Source organism: bacterium (assembly GCA_036504735.1).
Lineage (GTDB): Bacteria > Electryoneota > RPQS01 > RPQS01 > RPQS01 > DASXUQ01.
Map to the genome: position 1 here is coordinate 51606 of DASXUQ010000016.1, position 17991 is coordinate 69596.

A 17991-nucleotide genomic window follows, 5' to 3' on the forward strand; every position below is an offset into this window, starting at 1 on the left:
CCAGATGCGGGCAGGCAGACATAACAGGATGAGGTAATGGGTATGACGCGCAAGCGGGTTTACGGAGCAATTTGTCTGGCGGTACTCCTGTCGGGCGTCCTGATGCTTGGCGGCTGCGGGAAGACGAAAGGGTATCCGTCGGAAACGCGCAACGTGATGGGCACAAGTGTGACCGTCACCGTGTACGACGCGGGCATGAAGCAGAGCGACCTGAAGCCGACCTTCGATGAGATGTTTGCCCTGATGGCCGATTGGCAGAAGAAGACCCTCGATCCCGGCGCGGAGAATCAGGTGCTGGGGATTTCGAAAGGCGCGGGCAGCCAGTCGATTCCGGTGGACGCTCCCGTGTTCGAAATGCTGATGAAGGCACTGCGCCTGTACGACCAGACCGGCAAGGTGTTCGATATCCGCTACGGTCCGCTGCTTGACTTATGGGGCTTCGACAAAAGCCCGCGCGTGCCCAGCGGCGCCGAGCTGGATTCGATGAAACTGCTGGTGTCCGAAGGCGGGATGTTTATCGCCGGGAATTCGATTCTGCTGGCGAAGAAGGGCATGCGCTTTGACGTGCGCGAGATTGCAGTCGGTCACATCTTCGACGTGGTGGCGAACAAACTGGCGGAGAAGGGGATTCGCACGGCCAGCATCTGTTCGCCGCGAGTTTGCCGTACGATGGGCGATCCGCCTGACAAGCGCGGGTTCGAAATGAAGCTGGCCAATCCGACGAAGCCCGGTCAGCCGTGGGCTACCGTGTGGGTGCCGGTGGGCGGCACGGCCTACGCCCCGGCGAGTCTGGGACGCTTCGAGTCCGGCGGCAAGGCCTACAGTGCGCTGTTGGATCCGCGGACGGGAACGTCGGCGAGCCCCTGCGTGGGAGCGATTGTGCAAGCCCCCGATGCGGCCACGGCGCAGGCGCTGGCGTATGCGGTCAACGTCACAGGCGGCATCGATGGTTTCGACAAGGACGGCAAGGCGGCAGTGGGCGGCAGCGTGATCATCCGTGATCAGGGCGGCAAGACGCAAGTGGCAATGAACGGTTCTCTGGCCGATCATTTTGAAGAATCCAAGTGACGGCGTAGAGGACTCGGCGGATGAGCGGATTCTGGTGGTTCGCTTTTCCTCTCTGGGAGACATCCTGCTGACGGCTCCGGCGCTGCGCGCGTTGCATGCGCGCTTTCCGCACAGCCAGATTGACTTATTGGTGGCATCCGAGTTTGAAGCTGCCGCGCGGTTGATTCCCGGTCCGGACCGTGTTCTGACTTTTGACCGCCGCACAGGGATTGCGGGTTTGCTGAAACTGCGCTCGGCACTGGCAGGACGGTATCACCTGTTTGTGGATCTGCAGAACAGTTCGCGCAGCGCGTTTCTGCGGGCGACAACCTTTCCTACGGTGTGGGTGAAGGCGCGGCGCTACCGGGTTCGCCGCTGGCTGCTGATCAAATTCAAGCGCTCTTTCTACAAGGCTCTGCGACCGGTGCCGCTGCGCTATCTGGATGCGCTGGACCTGGTGGGAGTGGAAGATGACGGCGAAGGCTTGAACCTGCAGGTTACCGCAACCATGAAGGAATGGGCGCGAGATTTCCTGGCTGCGCGTTGCGACCTGTCCAAGCCATTGATTGTGCTCTGTCCCGGTGCGCGGCATACCACCAAGCGCTGGCCGGCGGACCGCTGGGTGACGCTGGGCGGAGATCTGGATCTTGCGGGTTATGCGGTGCTGGTGATGGGCGCATCGTCGGAAGCCGAGCTGGTCCGCGAAATTTCGTCGCAGATTCCCGGTTCTGTTCCTGTAACGGATCGCTCGATTCCCGAAGCGGCGGCGATTCTGTCGCTGGCAGCGACGGTGGTCAGCAACGATTCGGGATTAATGCACCTGGCCGGAGGAGTCGGCGCTCCGGTGGTGGCGATTTTCGGGCCGACGGTCGAGGAATTCGGATTCTATCCGTTTCGCTCGAAGCACATTGTACTCGCACATTCCCTCTATTGCCGTCCCTGCACGGCGATGGGCAGCGCCCGCTGTCCAGAGGGCCATTTCCGCTGCATGCTGGAAACGGCTCCCGCCGCCGTACGTGAGGCTGTTCACCGTCTGCTGCCGCCTGAAAGACCATCGCTGCCGTGAGTTCTTCCTTTTATCGCCAGTCTTACAATAACCTGATCCTCCCGGCCATCTGGGGAGGATCTCGTGTGTTTTCCCCGTTCGCGAGCAAGATCCGTACGGGCCTTGCGGAGCGAGTAGGACTGACCGGACGCGTGGCGGCATTCCGCAAACGGATCGGCGACAAACCGGTGCTGCTTTTTCACTGCGCGTCGGCGGGGGAACTGGAAGCATTGAAGCCGCTGGCGCACCGTTTCGATAAGAACGGCGTCGCCTTGGCGGTGAGCTATTTTTCGCCTTCGGCACGTTCGGCGCTGAAGAAATCGGACGAATTCGATTTCAGCGACTATAGCCCGATTGATTCTCAGACGCGAGTGAAGCAGTATCTCGATGCGCTGCGGCCTTCCGTGATTGCGATTACCAAGCACGACATCTGGCCGAATCTGGTGTGGCAGGCCCACGACCGCGGGATTCCCGTGTTTCTGATCAATGGAAATTTTCACGCGGACTCGCTGCGGCTGTGGCCGGTGGTGCGGCAGTTTCACGCCAGCATTTACACGGCGTTCACCGAGATTATGACCGTCTCCGAGAAGGACGCGCTTCAGGCACACCGCTTTGTGGGTAAGCAGGTTCCGGTGCGGGCGATGGGCGATTCACGTTTTGACCGGGTGCTGGCGCGGGCACAGCGCAGGGCGGAGTTGCCTGCGGGAATCGAGCAGGCCTGCGCGGGAAAGCCGGTGATTGTGGCCGGGAGCAGCCATCCCGACGATGAGCAGTTGCTGCTGCCTGTGCTGACGAAACTTGCGGCCGCTTTGCCGGGACTGCTGACGGTCATCGTGCCGCACGATCCATCGCCCAAAGCGCGCCGCAGAATTCTGGATATGTGCGGGCAGCACAAGTTGAAGGTGCATGATCTGGAAGCGGGAGCGGTTCCGAAGGACACGCGGGTGATTCTGATCAATCGCACAGGGATTCTGGCGGACCTCTATCGCGTGGGACAGGTTGCCTATGTGGGGGGAGGGTTCGGCAAGGGAGTGCATAGTGTGCTCGAACCCATGGCGAACGGGCTGCCGGTGATCTGCGGGCCGAATATCGTCGTCTCCAATGAGGCGGGTATAGCGAAGGAGAAGGGAATTCTCTCGGTGGTGGCGGGGCGGAAGCCGCTTGAGACGCAGCTTCTGGAATGGTTCAATAAGGATGTGCTGGCGTCGCTGCGGGAGCGGGTGCAGGTGTTTGTCAAAGAGCACACCGGTGCGACAGACCGCATTGCGGCGCGGTTGAACGAGGCGCTGCATGGCTGAACTGGCTGCCGAACAGGTCACATTCGGCTATGACGGCGCTCCTCTGCTGCGCGACATCAGCCTGACGCTGCGGCAGGGTGAGTTGACCGTCTGTCTTGGCGGAAATGGATCGGGAAAAACCACGCTGCTCCGGCTTATGTCGGGGCTTTTGACTCCTGCCGGCGGGCACGTCGTCGTGCGGGGAATGGAGAATGCACTGCCGCGTCAGCAGACGGGCATGCTCTTTCAGAATCCCGATCACCAGATGCTGGCGGGCAATGTCGAGGAAGAGATTGCACTGGGTTTGGAATTGCGTGGCACACCGCCTGCGCAGATCCGGGAGACAGTTGAAGCTTTACTGAGCCGGTTTCAGATAACGTCGCTGCGCCATCATCCGCCGCAGGCTCTGTCCGGCGGCCAGAAACAGCGCGTGGCGCTGGCAGCGATTATGGCGGCCAAGCCGCGATTTTTGCTGCTGGATGAGCCGGACTCCTTTTTGGATGCTCCGTCGCGCCGCGAGTTGATGAGTGCGGTGGATGAAGTGCGAGCGGAGTGCGGGATCTTGTGGATGACGCCAAGTCCCAAACGCATGCCGGCCGCTGACAGGCATTGCCTGCTGCGCACGGGGATGCTGCGCGAGTGCTCGCGAGAAGAGTTGCACAGCGTGGCCGATGCGGAGTGTGTTCCACGATGAGCCTGCTTGTAGAAAATGTTTCCTACACTTGGACTTTTCGCGGAGGAAGGAAGACCGCGCTGGAATCGATTCAGGCGGACTTTGCGGCGGGAGTTCCGCACCTGCTGTGCGGGCCTTCGGGCTCGGGCAAGTCTACGCTTGGCTATCTGCTGTCGGGTTTGATGACGGCGGATGTGGGGAGAATCTTGCTGGATGGCGAGGACATGCTCCACTGCCGGACGCGCGCCGCGCACGTGTTTCAATCTGCGGAAACGATTTTCTTTGAAGATACTCTTGCCGCGGAGCTGGAGCAATTATCGAATGGTCACGGGGCCTTGGATATGACGTGGTTCGAGCGGTTTGGGCTCTCCGTGGAAGACTTCGCGCCGAAGCATCCGTTTCATTTGTCGGCAGGGTACGGGCGGTTGTGGGCCACGGCGATGCAACTGGCGCGGAATCCACAGGTACTGGTGCTCGATGAGCCGACCATTGGTCTGGACTGGAGTTTTCAGCGGCGCATGCTGGATGCGGTGAAGAGTTGGATCAACCCGGAGCGGACACTGATTGTGATTACGCATGATCTGGACGTGATGCGCGAACTGGGCGGCCATGCCTGGGTGCTGGAGGAGGGACGGCTGGCGTGGAACGGCGGCACGACACACTTGCTTGCGGATCACACTTTGCTGGAAGCATACGCTCTGGCGGAATAGAATAGAAGGCGTGAAATGAGAAAGCCCGAAGATTGCGTCTTCGGGCTTCTGCGTTTTGAACTGCGGGGAATCGCTACACCGGTTTGGGCTTGGAGGCAGCCCAGAGAGTGTAGATCAGGGCGGCAAAGACGAGCAACGTCACCAGCACCTCGGATACTCCCGTGAAGGTGCCCGCTGCAATATCATAGCTGATCTTCAGACTGGCCAGAATGGCAAAACCAATTCCGATTAATGCTTCGCCGGCAATGAGACCCGAACTGAAGAGCACGCCCGGATCTTCACCGCTCTCTTCGGCGTTGATACCCGCTCTTGCCCAGCGCACCAGGCCGCCAACCATTACGCCCACCGCCAAACCAACGGGGAGGTAGAGCCCCACGGCGAAGGCCAGCGACGAGACGCCGAACAGCTCCACGATCAGCGCGAGGAAGGCGCCGAGGAAGATCAAATCCCAGGGCAGCTTGCCATGCATCACGCCGTCAATGATCATCGCCATCAAATTCGCCTGCGGAGCTTGCAAGGCGTTGGGGTGCGCCGCGTTGGTGACGAAACCGAACGTATTGCCCAGCAGATAGACGATGCCGCCGATCACCGATGTTCCCGCGACGATTCCGACAAACATTCCAAGCTGCTGTTTCCAAGGTGTAGCCCCGAGCAGGAAACCGGTTTTCAAATCCTGCGAAATGTCGCCCGCGGTGCAGACCGCTACGCAGACTATGGTGCCCACCACCAGTGCGGCTACCATGCCTGCGGTGCCCACATAGCCCATGCCCACAAACAACACGGTGGTGCCGAGCAGTGTGGCGATGGTCATTCCGGAAACCGGACTGGACGATGATCCCACCAGGCCGACGATCCGCGAGGTGACGGTTACGAACACAAAGCCGAATACCATCACCATGAAGATCACGGCAGGATTATCCGGCGCGAGTGTCCAGCTCAACAGGCCAATCGCCAGAGATCCTGCCAGCACCACCCAGCCGGGAAGATCGTGATCGGTGCGCACAGGCTCCGCTTTGACAGACGCTCTGATGCGGGATGCCGCCGAGGCCAGCGAACGCAGCAACGCGGGCAACGCCTTCAGCAGACTAAGAATGCCGCCCATGGTGACCGCACCGGCGCCGATGTAGCGAACATAGGTGGAACGGATGGCCTCGCCGCTCATGGCGGACACGGTCTGGTCGAGGGAGGGGAAGATCGGATTGGCATTTCCCGATCCGAAGAAGGCAATCATCGGCACCAGCACTGCCGTTCCCAGCGCGCCGCCGGCAAGCATGACCGCCGAAATGCGGGGGCCGAGAATGTAACCGACGCCGAGCAGCGCGGGAATGGCATCGAGTCCAAGAAATCCTTTGGAGGGGGCAGGAAGTTCAAGCGTCAGGCTCTCCTTCCACAGCGCGATCTGCGTGCCGATTTTGTAGATCGCGCCCGCTCCCACGCCGAAAATGACCTTCTTCGCCATGTCGCCACCGCGCTCTCCGGCAATCAACACTTCGGCGCAGGCGGTACCTTCGGGATAGGGGAGAGTGTGGTGCTCATCGCGGATGAGCAGACGGCGCAGCGGAATCATCATCAGAATTCCCAGCGCACCGCCCATAATGGAGATGAAGCTGATCTTCGCGATGCTGGGAATGGCGATGTCGCCGCGTGTCTCGTGCCAGATGAAGAACGCGGGGATAGTGAAGATGATGCCCGAGGCGAGGGATACTCCCGCCGAGGCAATGGTCTGCACCAGATTGTTCTCGAGAATACTGCCCGTTTTCATCAGCTTGCGCAGGATGGCCATCGAGATGACAGCGGCGGGAATCGAGGCGCTGACGGTCATACCAACATACAGGCCAAGGTACGCATTGGCCGCGGTGAACACGACGCTGAGAATGACTCCCAGCACGACGGCGCGAACAGTACCTTCGGTAACGTTCTCTTGAGACGAAACGTACGGCTTGTGGGCGGGAGGCGCGGCGGATTCAATCTTTGCCAAGGTATGCTCCTTCAACAGATGAAGCGACCTAAACGAATGTGCGGGAGGCTTAAGCCGAGCGCCATCTTCGCCGCGCGGAAAGGAAGGCGCGCAGAAAAGCCGGGCCGGACAGGAGGACGGACGCGGTGAGGTGATACAGCAGCGACAGCGTGTGAAGCGGTTTCAGATGCGCGGGCAGGTGGCGCCAGGCAAAGAGCAGGCGGTTGCGCATCGTCAGTTCTCGAATGAGCGCAGCGGAATGCCGGGTGCGGATTGCTCCGTCTTCACCGTGCATCACGCGGCACTCGGGACAGTATGCGGACGCCCAACCGCGACGCAGGGCGCGCGCACAGATATCCACGTCTTCCCAATAGAACGGCTCGAAGAGCGGATCGAAACCGTCGAGGGCGGCAAAGAATTCCTTGCGGTATGCGGCATGTCCGCCAACCGCATAGGCGGAAGGATGGAGGCCATTCACCGGCGGCAACTGGTCGCGCTCACCGTGGAGAATGCGTGGGAATCCCATAGGCCACACCAGCCGCTTGGCGCCTTCGCGAAACGCGCCGTCCTCGCGCTGAGACCGAAAGGTGACGGCAAACAACGCGGGATCACGGAAAAGCTGCTGCAACTGCGGCGCAGGATCGGACAGCAGCAGCACGTCATCATTGAGCAGCACCACGATGTCGGCCTGGCAGGAGAGGACAGACTCGGAAGCGGAGGGACCGAACCCTTGATTCTGCTCGTGCAGGACCCACTGAATGTCGGGAAAGCTCGCCCGCAACGTGTTGGCGACACTGCCGTCACCGCTGTCATCCACGACTACGGTCCGAGGGAGCAGGGCGGGAGCATGCTCCGCGATGGAGCCAAGGCAGCGGCGAAGTTTATCGCAATCCTTATACGCGGGTATGGCTACGCCAAGAGAGAAATCGCCGGAGATGCTCACGTCCGCCTCTGGATGGCAACAGGCACGGGCGGGCCGGCGATCTTGCTGACGGTGGCGATCAATGCAGCCCATGCTTTGTCATCGTCGGGGGAAGCGGGGGGAACAAGCGGGTGTGCGAGTGGGGAAGGCGGGCACCATTTGCGGACCTCGGCGGCCACGCGCGCGTCGGGACGGAAGAAGATGATTTCGGGGACCCGCACCGCGGCGGCGATGTGCGCGGGACCGGAGTTGAAGCCGATGAAAAGGCGGCTGCGCTCGATCAGCGCGGCGGTGGTGCGAAGCGGCAGACCGCACATGGGCCGCGCATTGGGAAACTGTGCGGAAATCTCGTCGGCCCATGCCTGCTCCGCGGCACCATGTCCGATCAGTAGCACCCGTCCAGTCTTGCCGGCAATCTGGCGGAGAACGTGCAGGAAGCGGCGCAAGGGCATGAAATCCGGCGGCGTGGTGAGGCCGCCATAGTGCGCGATAACAAATGTCTTGTCCGCAAACCGCAACGCGTGGAGCAGATCCGCCGCCGCGTCGCGATCTTCCGGTGCGAGAAACAGTTCAAGGTCGCGGCCATCGGGAGTTGCGCCAAGGCGCTCGCTGAGGCGCAGATTCAAGTCGACAACCGGCACCGATTCATCATAGGGCACGGTGAGATTAAGAAACGGGGCGCGCTCGTTCGTCTTGAATCCGGCGCGAACGGCAGCACCGGAGAGCCGCGCCAGCAGTCCATTGCGAAAGAATCGCTTGAAGAGCACGGCATGGGATGGGTGGAGCGCCCGCAGTTCCCGAATAAGCTGCGCGTGTGCCCGAACGCCGCGATGAGCGCCGTGTTTTTCATAGACGATCAGGCGGTTGATCCACGGGCAATGCTCGAGCAATTGATAGCCCACCGGATCTACCACCACGGCCAGCGATGCCGACGGAAAACTCTTGCGCAGCGCGCGTAAGGCGGGCACGGCGACGAGAGTGTTGCCGATGGACCCGTTTCGGAAGCAGAGAATGGAGGTAGGCGCGCCGGTCACGGCCTGTCCCTTTCGAGCATGGCGCGCACCGCATCGTATACCGCGTGAGGCTGCACGTCGGCCACGGACGCCCGGACGCTCCGCGCTTCCGCGCCGATAGTGGCGTGAATGGCGGTGTCGGCGGGTGTCCAGTAAACGGGAGAGTCGGGGCCGAAAATCGTAACGGTCGAGACCCCGAGCGCCACGGCGATGTGCTTCGGACCGCCGTCATTGCCGACCAGCACCGCGCAACGCTCCAGCACGCCGCCCAGATGGCCCAAATCCCGCACGGGCAGCATATGCTTTTCGGACAGATCGCCGCGCGCGCGCAATTCGGCCACCGCGCTCTCGTCACCCGGCGTAATCAGCACCAGTGGTGTTGCCAACCGGTCCTCGTGCATCCGCTGCAACACTTCGCGGAAACAATCGAGGGGCCAGCGTTTGTGGTCGCGGCGGCTATGCACGAAGAAGGCGGCGACACGAGTCTCCGCCGACCATCCGCGCTCGGCCCATGCCGTGGCCGCATATTCGCGATCATCCTTTGTCAGATAAAACTCCGTAGCCGTATCCGCAGCGCGAACTCCGAGCGCCGTCACCAGCCCGAGTTTGTGCTGCGCACTGTACATCGGATGTTGCGCCTCCTGACGAGGCACCGTGCGGGTGTAGACCCAGTTCATGCCACGCCGCACAAATCCCACCCGCTGTTTGGCGCCGCTCAAACGAGTGGCGAGGGCGCTGCGCGGATCGGAGAGAAAATCCAGCAGGAAGTCCGCCTTGCCGTGACGCCGCGCGGCTCCCGCCAGCGAGAGGGCCGATGGGCCGCGTTTGATCGTTACTACGTTGTCGATGTGAGGATTGTGGGCAAACACCCGCGCCACCTGTGGTTCGCACACGACGGAGAGCTCGCTGTCCGGATAGCGGTCCTTAATGGCCCGCAAGGCCGGCGTGGCGAGCAGACTGTCACCGATGCGTCGAAAGAGAAAGGCTACAATGCGCATCGTCGGAGGGAGGGGACGTTAGTGGTCATGGTGTGTGGCCTGCGTCATGGTCAATTCGCGCAGCAAGGCATACTTGGTGAAGGTATACCAGCCGGCGACCGTGGCGATCACCAGTCCGTAAAATCCATCTAAGAATCCGCGCTGCATGACATACGCGCGGAAAAACGCCCAAGGGCCGCGAAAGACCAGGTCGAAGGTTGTCGCCGTGCGTCCTTTGCGGTGCATGGCGGCGGCGGAGCCGACGGCGAACGCGAAGTTCTTCTGGATATGCTGGCGGACACCCGAATAGGTGTAGTGATAGAGATCGCCATCGTGCAGTCTGCGCTTGCGGCCATGGCGTAGCACGGGCAAGGGATGGGGTTCGGCGTCGTCCCATTCGACCTTGCCTTTGCGGTACAGAAACAGTTTCCATTGCGGGTACCAGCCGCTGTGGGCAATGGCTTTTCCCGCGTAGAAATTGCGGCGGTTGATTTCGAAGGCATCGCAGGAAGGATCTTCGGCAAAGGTCTCGATCAGGCGCTCGCGCATGGCATCGGAAATTTCTTCATCGGCATCAATGCACAGCACCCACGGCTGCGAGGCCTGCTGCGTGCCGTAATTTTTCTGGTCGCCATAGCCGGTCCAGGCACGGTGCAGGATTGTCGCGCCAAAGGAACGGGAGATGTCGAGAGTGCGATCTGTCGATCCCGAATCCACCACAATCCGTTCCGCGCAACATTGCGCCGACCGCAGGCAGCGCTCGATATTTGCTTCCTCATTGAAGGTAATCACGACCAGCGAAATGGGCAGCATGGGCATCAGGCATGACCTCGTGACGTACGCAGACGTGCCTGTTCATAGAACGCGACGGTCTGCTCGATTTCGTGGCCAAGACTGAAGGCGGAATGGACCATATCGCGTCCTGCGGATCCGAGACGGTTGGGCTCATCGGCGTGCCGCAGCATGGTTCGCAGGCCTTCGGCGAGAGCGTGGGCGTTGCGATTGGGAAAGGTCAAACCGTTGCGGCCATTCAGCACCACTTCCGGAAGAATATTCACGTCACTGGAAATTACGGGAATGCCGAAGCTCATATACTCCAGCGCCACACGGCAGATGGCTTCACTGCGCACGGAGGTTACCACGCCCACGTCCAGTTCCGACATGAGGGGCCGCACGTCGTCGAGCCGCCCAAGGAAGCGGATTTGCCGTTCCACGCCGAAGAGTTTGGCAATCGTTTTCAAGTCCTCATGATTCCGGTCACGGGTATCTTCTCCTGCCAGAACACAGACGATCCGGCTACGCTCCTCGGCGCTCAACAGCGCGAGCGCTTCCAGCAGCACCTCCTGCCCTTTTTCGGGCGACATGCGCGCAATGATGCCGATCAGGAGCTGCTCGGGTTTCAGGCCGTAGCGCTTGCGATAACCGCCGGCGCGGACACCGTCCACGAAGTCATCGGCCCGAAATCCGGGCAGAATGACCTGATGATTTAACCGCCGCAAATCCACGAAGGGTTCATAGCGGCGCTGGGAAGATGCGGTCGTAAAGATCAGACCATCGGTGAATCGGCGGTGTAAAAGCCAGTTTGCCGGATTGTTAGAAGGCGGGCGCGGGTCGGCAACGGTGCGGATCAAGGGCACTCTCAATCTGCCCAGAGAACGCAGCAGCGCAAGGAAGGAGTGCCCGGGCGGGCAGTGCGGGTTCAGAACATCAGGCCGGAAATCGTGAACGATCTGCCGCAGCGCCTTGTAACCGGGCAACAGCCCACCCGCGCCGGTGCGGTCAAGCTCCAATTCGGAGTTGACGGGAAAGGGCGCGCCTTCCGACCAGCGGGCCAGAAACGAGTCCTTTTTGCAGCAGAGCAGCACGGAATGCCCCGCCGCATGCAGGCCGCGGGCGACTTCAAGGGCGTGCCAGGCCAGTGCGTTTCCGAAGCGGACATAGGCGGTGATGACGACTCTCAGAACCGGACCTCATGCAGGTAGCGCGGGCGGTTCAAGAGCCGCAAGGTGTTGCATCCGCCGGAGGAAAGATGTATATTATTCACAGTAAATGAAGGAGGGATGATGCGGAATTTGATGATCGCGTGGGCGATCCTTGTGGCTGGAAGCGCGTTATGCAGCGCGGCGCCACGCGAAGTCGTGATCTTCCATACGAATGACATTCACGGACATTTCATGCCCGAGCCTGCGAGCTGGCGCAAGGATCATGCATTAACGGGCGGCATGGGTGCGCTGTTCGAGCAGTTGCAGCAACTGCGCGCACAGCATCCGAATTCTATGTATCTGGATGCGGGAGATGTGATGACGGGCAACCCCGTGTGCAACATTGAGTACAGCGGCGTGAAAGGCGGTGCGTTGCAGGAAATGCTCAGGCGCTGCGGAGTCGCTGCCGAGTGTCTCGGCAACCACGAGTTCGATCTGGGATCGGACCATCTGCGCCAGTATGTTGCCGCGGCCAAGTACCCGGTAGTTTGCGCAAATCTCCGCGAGAAGAGCAGTGGCAAACCACTGACTGCATCATCTCATGTGTTTGAAATCAACGGGCTGCGCGTGGGAATCATCGGTCTGATTCTGGACAATCTGTCCGGGGTGGCCGCTCACACCGCCGTGGAGCCGTTCCGGGTAGAAGACGTGTTCACTACAGCGCAGAAGCAGATTGACGAACTGGCACCGGCGACGGATCTGATTGTCCTGCTGACGCATGAAGGCGTCGAAGAGGACAGCATCCTGGCCATGCACACGCGCGGCGCGCAGGTCATCGTCGGCGGTCACAGCCACACGCGGCTGGAACACGGCAAGCGCATCAACGGGACGCTGATCGTGCAGGCGGGATCCTATCTCAAAGATCTGGGGATGCTGGATCTGTGGGTGGATGCGGATAGCATCGTAAGTTATCGCGACAGCCTGATAGCGCTCACGGTTTCCGCCACACCTGCGGTTACGCCTGTATCCACACTGGCCGACAGTTTGAGCGCCGCAATTCAAAAGCAGTATGGGCAGAAGATCGGGGAAATTGCCGAACCGTGGAAGAAAAGTTACTACACGGGCAGCAATGCCGGTAACTGGATCTGTGACCGTTTGCGCGAGCGGTACAAGGCGGACGTGGCCTTTGTCAATGCGGGAGGGATTCGTACCGACATCAACGCGGGTCCCGTGACCATGCTGCAGATTGTGGAGTTGCTGCCGTTTGTCAATAGCATCGCCACCTTCGACGCTACGGGCAGCGAACTTTTGAAAACTGCACTGGAGCAGGCGCGGGCGCAAGGGCTGCACAAACACGGCGCGCTGGAGATTTCGGGAATGAAGATCCGCTACAAAAAGACCGGCGACAAGGTGGACCTTGCAGGCGTAACTATAGGTGGCAAAACCGTGGATCCGAACCGCACCTATCACGTCGTCACGATTGACTACGTGGCCGTCTCGCAGTGGGACGAGTACTTTACCTTCAAGCCCCGGAAGCTGCAGACCATCGGGGATCTGATCAGTGACGTTATCGGAGATGAAATCAAGAAGAGCAGCGGGCCGATCCATGCGGATCCTGCGCCGCGCATCGAGGAAATCCGTTGAACAACAAACCGAAGGTGCTGGTGATCTGCACCGGCAATTCCATGCGCAGTCAACTCGCCGAAGCGGTGCTGCGCCACGAATTAGGCGACCGCATCGACGTTGCGTCGGCCGGCGTCAGTCCGGGCCGTATTTATCCGCTGGTGATCGACGTGCTGCGCGACGTGGGCATTGACGCCAGCGGCCAATACTCAAAGAGCGTAGACCAGTTCTTACATGAGCGGATGGACCTGGTGATCACGGTCTGTGACCATGCCAACGAAGTCTGTCCGATCTTCCCTAATGCCGTCAAGCGTGTGCATCGCGGCTATCCGGATCCGATCCGGCTGGCGATGAACGCAGATGAATATCAGGTATTCAGCGATCTGCGGGACCGGATTAAAGCGGAGTTGGTTCCGCTGGTGATTCGGGAGCTTGACCTGCATTGATCTGCGACGGCCGCCAGGCCGGAGGCAGGTCTTCGCCGAGCGGCATGGGACGTTCAAAGGGAATGTCCGGCAGCGTGGCGACGTAGGCGCGCATGGCGTCAATTACCGGCTCGGATTCCATGAGCTTCATGGCTTCCACTTTGAACTGAATGCTGCGCGGCAAGCCGCGCACGTAGGCGAGCAGGTGCTTGCGGAATTCCAGCGTGCCGCGCCGTTCGCCCCACTGTTCGACCATCCAGCGCAATTGCTGGCTGGCGGCTTCGAAGCGTTCCTGCGGAGTGGGCGGGGGGAGAGATTCGCCGGTTTGCAACAGATGGTTGATCTCGCGGAAGATGAACGGATAACCCATCGCCGCGCGGCCAATCATCACGGCATCGCAGCCGGTCATATTGATCAGGCTCACCACGTCTTCGGGTGAGCGCACATCACCGTTACCCACCACCGGAATGTTCACCGCGGCTTTTACTTCGCCGATCCATTCCCAGTGCGCGCGGCCCTGATAGAATTCGCTGCGGGTGCGCGCGTGAATGGTCACCCAAGCCGCGCCGGCATCGGCAATCGTCTTAGCGACTTCAATGGCGTTGAGTGAACGGCGGTCCCAGCCGGAGCGGATCTTCACCGACACGGGCACATTGGTGGCTTTGACCGCGGCTTCGACGATGCGCCCCAGCAGTGGAATATCTTTCAGCAGCGCCGCGCCGCCCTGGTTCAGAATAATCTTCTTCACCGGGCAGCCGAAGTTCAGATCGAAGCCGTCGGGCTGAATCTGTGTGAGAATCCGCGCCGCATCCGCCGCCTGTTCGGGATTGGTGGCAAAGAGCTGCACGAAGTAGGGCCGCTCTTCCTCGTGGAAGGCGGCCATCTTGAAGGTCTTGGGGTTGTTGCGCCGTGTGCCTTCACTGGAGAGCATCTCGGAGAACACCATGCCCGCGCCGTAGCGGCGACAAACGCGGCGCATGGCCGTGTCGGTGTAGCCGGCCAGCGGAGCCAGAATGGCGCGCGAGGTCAGATGCAACGGGCCAAGGCGGACGTCCGGCGTTCGCGGGTCGCTATTCATAAGTATCGAGGGTATTAACATCCGTCGTAGGGGCACGACATGCCGTGCCCGCTTCAGCCCTTTATTCTTGATTATGCCTTGCGTGTCCGTGACTTGGCTTTGCCCGCGGTCGGCTTGTCGGCGGTGGTAATCATTTCCATGGAGAACCACTGCAGTTCCGACGGCGGCATCATCCACGAGCCGTAGAAAGCGGGATTCACAAAACCGGTACTGGCCAGCAGATCGTGCATTTCCGGAACTGAGTAGCAGCGGATGCCGTCCGATTCGGGGTTTTCGCCTTCGGTAATGATGGTGCCATCGGGGCAGACCAGTTCCCAGATGCCGCCCAAGCGGCTCGTGATGGGATCGAACTCGCCGCGATGCACGAGGAAACCTTCATCGGTTTCAATCCATTCCGGCCCGGCCTGGGATGACGCCGAATAGGGATGTTCGCCGGTAATCAGAATCTTGCCGCCCGGCTTTACGGCGCGGAAAACATTCTGTAGCGTGGCCACGTTCTCTTCATCGGTACCGAAACCGAAACTCATGCCCAAAATGAGCACGCGGTCATACGGTTCGTCGGTCTCGAAGGTGCGCATGTCGCCGACGGCAAAGGTGGCGGGCAGTTTGCGCTTTTTGGCTTCGGCATTGGCGAACTTGATCAGCGGCGGGGAGAGATCCACGCCGTGAACGTGAACGCCCATCTCGGCCAGCATGTTGGCTTGAAATCCCGCGCCGCAGCCCAAATCGAGAACACGCATTCCCGGTTTGATGGAGAGCATCTCGGTGCAGAAGTGGACGACTTGTTGATTCTTCCAGATGACGGTTTCGTCATCCTTGACAAGCCGGATGCGCCAGAACTCGGCCCAGAAGTTGTCCCAGGTTTTTTCGACGCGGCGGAAGGTTTTTCTATTTGCCATGAAAGATTGTGCTCAGTGTTGGTAAAGTTTCCACAGCCGGTTCAGCGCGTCGCGCAGGGCCGGGCCTAATTTGGCGACATTGTCGGTGACTTCCGGTTCATTGACCAGCACCGAATAGGGAACGTTGGCGCCGTTCACGGCGATGCGGCCGTCAAGTCCGGTGGCCAGTTTGCCCCAGTCGTTTTCTTTGTAATAGAATTCCATCTTCTCATCGGGCAGAGAGTGATAGAGGATGGAGTGAGCCAGTTCGGGCTTGAACCGCCTGCGGTTCTTGCGCACGGACTCCTCGTAGGAGACCTGAATGTAGAGGATTCCCGCGCGCTTGAGCACCTCGGGGGAGATGACGCTCAGCGCGTGGGCAATGGCATCGCTGCCTCCCCGGGCGAACTCAAACAGCACGGTCTTGCCGCTGTCGCCTTCAGCCTGATGGCGGGCAAAGGCCATGTTCATCTTCATCAGGAAGAAGTCCCAGGCCCATTCATCCTTGAAGTACAGCTTGTCATCGGTCCACAGCCGCGGCCTGCCGGCATCGGTTAGGATCTTGTCCTCTTCGAACTTCTCCCAGATGTAGGGAAAGTCGTCAATCTCCACAATCTGCCCGACATGGAACTGTTCGCGGCGGGTTTGCGGATCGAGTTTTTTGAGGAAGTCGATGACTTCGCTCTTGCCGGCGGCGGGGCGCGCGGTCAAAATAATGGTATGAAAGATGTCCATCGGAACGGGCGTTAAGGTACTTTCGGTTCAATTTTAGAATATAATTGGCTTACAGCTTAAAAGCAAGCCAGCCCCCTGGGGGCCTCTTGGCTGTAACTATCAAATAAACAACAGGATCAACCACTTTTGCCTGAGAACTTTCCATCCATCGTCAGCGGCAGTAGCCGACCCCGCGTGATTTTGCGGCGCGGAGCAGGCCAGCGCGTGCATGCCGGACACCTTTGGATCTTCTCCAATGAACTGGAAAACGGCTTCCAGCAGATGGAGCCGGGCCAGATCGCCGAAGTCTTTGAGCACGGCGGGAGGTTTGTGGGAATCGGCACGGTCAACCCGCACAGTCTGATTTCCGTCCGGCTGCTCTCGAAGGAGCGGGTGGAGATCGATGAGGCGTTCATTCGCGCGCGGATCCGTGCCGCGCTGGATCTGCGGCGCGCGCTGCCGGATGCTTCGGAGAATGGCCGCATCATTTACAGCGAAGCGGATTTTCTGCCGGGACTGATTGTAGACCGCTTCGGAGATCTGCTGGTGTTGCAGGCCACCACTGCCGGGATGGACCGGCTGCTGCCGCAGATTGTGCAATCGCTGGTGTCGCTGCTGTCGCCTTCGGCGATTATTGCGGCCAATGATTCGCATGCGCGGGAATTAGAAGGGCTGGAGTTGAAGCGCGAATTGCTGCACGGCGAGTTCGAGGGTTGGAAATCGTTCATGCAGGACGGGATTCATCTGCTGGCCGATCCGCTGCACGGGCAGAAGACGGGTTACTTTTTCGACCAGCGATTCAACCGCAAACTGCTGGCGGGAATTATTCAGCCCAAACATACGGTGCTGGATCTGTTCTGTTACACGGGTGGATTCGGGTTGTATGCACTGGCGGCGGGAGCGGGCATGGTGACATTTGTGGATGCTTCGGAGTCGGCGTTAGCAATTACTCGAGAAGCAGTGTCGCGCAACGGCTGGCTGGAGCGCGCGGAATTTGTCAAGGCGGACATCTTCCCGTTTTTGAAGGAGCACACCGAGACCTACGATGTGGTGGTGCTGGATCCACCCGCGCTGGCCAAGAGCCGCACCAAGGTCCCGGCGGCGCTGCGGGCTTACAAAGATCTGAATGCCCGTGCACTGGCCAGAGTTGCGCCAAACGGCTATATTGCCACAGCCAGTTGTTCGGGATTGGTGCAGCCCGGCCCGTGGCGGGAGACGCTGCGTGAAGCCGCCGACAAGGCAGGCCGTCCGCTGCGGCTGATTCTGCACGGTGCACAGGCCCCGGATCATCCGATCCTCGCCGCCATGCCGGAGACCGAATATCTGAAATTTGCCGTGGCGGTTGTTGACTTTTAAGCCGGTCTCTTGTACCTTCAGAAAATCCCATCCATCCCGAGGTGAGCATGCCCCGCTTCGCCGCGCTCCTTATTCTGATCATCCTTTGCTTCGTCTCCACCGTCTTCGCTGGCACTCCCTTGCCGCAGACGGCTTTCTTTGTCCAAAATGAAGGCCAATGGGACGGCGCGTTTGCCTTCAAGTACGAGAGCAATGGGGCGGCTTACTTCCTTACCCAAAGTGGAATGACAATTGATCTGCACCAATTTGAGGGCTCCGCCTTATCTTGTCATCTCGTTAGAGTCCGTGGACTCCACCGGAGTCTTCGACCTGCAGACCGTTACCCTTTCACTTGTCATCCTGCAGCCCGTCTGCGGGATGCAGGATCTCTCGGG

At 60.3% G+C, this 17991-nt stretch carries 17 protein-coding genes; 8 read left to right on the forward strand and 9 right to left on the reverse strand.

Annotation, left to right across the window (positions count from 1 at the left end; genetic code table 11):
• The first annotated feature begins 36 nt into the window (after positions 1–36).
• The 5 genes from VGL38_12705 (at position 37) to VGL38_12725 (ending at position 4752) form a co-directional block, all read left to right on the forward strand.
• Positions 37–1068, forward strand: coding sequence for an FAD:protein FMN transferase (locus tag VGL38_12705; protein HEY3296279.1), 1032 nt, complete (start codon positions 37–39; stop codon positions 1066–1068).
• Positions 1052–2113, forward strand: a complete 1062-nt coding sequence (locus tag VGL38_12710; protein HEY3296280.1) for a glycosyltransferase family 9 protein — start codon at positions 1052–1054, stop codon at positions 2111–2113. Before VGL38_12705 ends, VGL38_12710 begins: the two co-directional genes overlap by 17 nt.
• A gap of 65 nt (positions 2114–2178) precedes the next feature.
• The gene (locus tag VGL38_12715) at positions 2179–3390 is read left to right on the forward strand and encodes a glycosyltransferase N-terminal domain-containing protein (protein ID HEY3296281.1); all 1212 of its coding nucleotides are present in this window, start codon (positions 2179–2181) and stop codon (positions 3388–3390) included.
• Complete coding sequence (locus VGL38_12720) at positions 3383–4063, forward strand: ABC transporter ATP-binding protein (GenBank protein HEY3296282.1); 681 nt, start codon at positions 3383–3385, stop codon at positions 4061–4063. The genes VGL38_12715 and VGL38_12720 overlap by 8 nt, the downstream gene beginning before the upstream one ends.
• Positions 4060–4752 (forward strand): ABC transporter ATP-binding protein, encoded by a 693-nt coding sequence (locus VGL38_12725; GenBank protein HEY3296283.1) that lies wholly within the window; start codon positions 4060–4062, stop codon positions 4750–4752. Before VGL38_12720 ends, VGL38_12725 begins: the two co-directional genes overlap by 4 nt.
• A 73-nt stretch (positions 4753–4825) precedes the next feature.
• On the opposite strand, the gene VGL38_12730 is transcribed toward VGL38_12725, so the two are convergent.
• The 6 genes from VGL38_12730 to VGL38_12755 are packed head-to-tail and all read right to left on the reverse strand — an operon-like array spanning position 4826 to position 11582.
• Positions 4826–6730 (reverse strand): oligopeptide transporter, OPT family, encoded by a 1905-nt coding sequence (locus tag VGL38_12730; protein HEY3296284.1) that lies wholly within the window; start codon positions 6728–6730, stop codon positions 4826–4828.
• A 49-nt stretch (positions 6731–6779) separates the two neighbouring features.
• Entirely contained in the window at positions 6780–7652 is an 873-nt protein-coding gene (locus tag VGL38_12735) for a glycosyltransferase (GenBank protein HEY3296285.1), read from the reverse strand.
• A complete protein-coding gene (locus VGL38_12740) occupies positions 7649–8665 on the reverse strand; it encodes a glycosyltransferase family 9 protein (GenBank protein ID HEY3296286.1) in 1017 nt (338 codons plus the stop codon). Before VGL38_12740 ends, VGL38_12735 begins: the two co-directional genes overlap by 4 nt.
• On the reverse strand, positions 8662–9642 hold the full coding sequence (locus VGL38_12745) for a glycosyltransferase family 9 protein (protein ID HEY3296287.1): 981 nt from the start codon (positions 9640–9642) through the stop codon (positions 8662–8664). Before VGL38_12745 ends, VGL38_12740 begins: the two co-directional genes overlap by 4 nt.
• Before the next feature lie 18 nt (positions 9643–9660).
• Positions 9661–10440 carry a glycosyltransferase family 2 protein gene (locus tag VGL38_12750; GenBank protein HEY3296288.1) on the reverse strand — a complete coding sequence of 260 codons (780 nt, stop codon included), beginning with the start codon at positions 10438–10440 and terminating at the stop codon, positions 9661–9663.
• A complete protein-coding gene (locus VGL38_12755; GenBank protein HEY3296289.1) occupies positions 10440–11582 on the reverse strand; it encodes a glycosyltransferase family 4 protein in 1143 nt (380 codons plus the stop codon). Before VGL38_12755 ends, VGL38_12750 begins: the two co-directional genes overlap by 1 nt.
• A gap of 99 nt (positions 11583–11681) precedes the next feature.
• Between VGL38_12755 and VGL38_12760 the strand changes: the two genes are divergently transcribed.
• Together VGL38_12760 and VGL38_12765 are read left to right on the forward strand one after the other, a co-directional pair.
• Positions 11682–13187: a bifunctional UDP-sugar hydrolase/5'-nucleotidase gene (locus VGL38_12760; protein ID HEY3296290.1), complete on the forward strand. Its 1506-nt coding sequence runs from the start codon at positions 11682–11684 to the stop codon at positions 13185–13187.
• Positions 13184–13612: an arsenate reductase ArsC gene (locus VGL38_12765; GenBank protein ID HEY3296291.1), complete on the forward strand. Its 429-nt coding sequence runs from the start codon at positions 13184–13186 to the stop codon at positions 13610–13612. The genes VGL38_12760 and VGL38_12765 overlap by 4 nt, the downstream gene beginning before the upstream one ends.
• Here VGL38_12765 and dusB read toward each other — a convergent pair.
• From dusB to VGL38_12780, 3 genes are all read right to left on the reverse strand, one after another.
• The gene (gene dusB / locus VGL38_12770) at positions 13563–14669 is read right to left on the reverse strand and encodes a tRNA dihydrouridine synthase DusB (protein ID HEY3296292.1); all 1107 of its coding nucleotides are present in this window, start codon (positions 14667–14669) and stop codon (positions 13563–13565) included. The genes VGL38_12765 and dusB overlap by 50 nt on opposite strands.
• Positions 14670–14740: 71 nt before the next feature.
• Positions 14741–15568, reverse strand: a complete 828-nt coding sequence (locus tag VGL38_12775) for a class I SAM-dependent methyltransferase (GenBank protein HEY3296293.1) — start codon at positions 15566–15568, stop codon at positions 14741–14743.
• Between the two features lie 12 nt (positions 15569–15580).
• Positions 15581–16282, reverse strand: coding sequence for a hypothetical protein (locus VGL38_12780; GenBank protein ID HEY3296294.1), 702 nt, complete (start codon positions 16280–16282; stop codon positions 15581–15583).
• A gap of 126 nt (positions 16283–16408) precedes the next feature.
• Here VGL38_12780 and VGL38_12785 point away from each other — a divergent pair, with 126 nt between their 5' ends.
• The gene (locus VGL38_12785; GenBank protein HEY3296295.1) at positions 16409–17617 is read left to right on the forward strand and encodes a class I SAM-dependent rRNA methyltransferase; all 1209 of its coding nucleotides are present in this window, start codon (positions 16409–16411) and stop codon (positions 17615–17617) included.
• Positions 17618–17991 lie beyond the last annotated feature (374 nt).